We start from the raw sequence: 840 nt of genomic DNA, 5'->3' as shown, positions 1-840 counted from the left end.
ACACGAACCTTGAAACGCGCCGCCTCGAAATCGCCCGCGGCATATTCGCGGCGGGGAAGCTCACTGAATCGCTCTACGGCGCGGTAATGGGCGCGAAGACGCTCGCCGAGCTTGAGGATTTATGGGCACCGTTCAAGCGGAAAAAGAAAACGCGCGGCATGACAGCCGGCGAGAAAGGGCTTGAGCCGCTCGCCGATGCAATGCTGGAACTCGGCGACGCGGCTATCGAAGCGAAGGCGGCGGAGTTCGTGCGTGAAGACGCCGAACGCCCGGAGCTTTCCGTCGCCAGCGCGGCGGACGCGCTTCAGGGGGCAAAAGACATTCTTGCCGAGCGCTGTGCGCAGGACACCGAAAACCGCGCCTGCGTACGCGCCTTCTATATGCGGACCGGCGCTATAAAGGCGAAGGGAATCGGCGGCGAATCGGCGGCGAAAACGTCGGTGTACCAAATGTACTGGGATTACGCCGAGCCGCTTAGCCAAATTAAGCCGCACCGCGTCCTTGCGGTCAACCGGGGGGAACGGGAAGGCGCGCTTGACGTTGACGTTGACGTTGACGTTGACGGCGCAATAGACCTGCTCAAAAAGCGCTACGCTGTCAACAACAAGTACCACGCCGAGGCTATCGCGGACGGCTTGGCGCGACTTTTGTCTCCGGCTGTGGTGCGCGAAATCCGCAGCGACCAGACCGACGGGGCGGACGAGCACGGAATCGGCGTATTCAGCGAAAACCTGAAAAACCTGCTCATGCAGCAGCCGATTAAGGGCACCCGAGTTCTGGGCGTCGACCCGGGAATCCGCACTGGCACCAAATGCGCCTGCGCCGCGCCGCACACGGCGA

1 protein-coding gene is annotated in these 840 nt (G+C 62.4%); it reads left to right on the top strand.

The window, feature by feature from the left end:
• On the top strand, nt 1-840 hold an 840-nt coding region (locus tag AWU74_RS06475), incomplete at both ends, for a Tex family protein (protein WP_306701036.1).

Source organism: Treponema endosymbiont of Eucomonympha sp. (genome assembly GCF_001028545.1).
The sequence above is the reverse complement of the archived record's forward strand: the minus strand, read 5'-3'. Positions and strand labels throughout refer to the sequence as shown.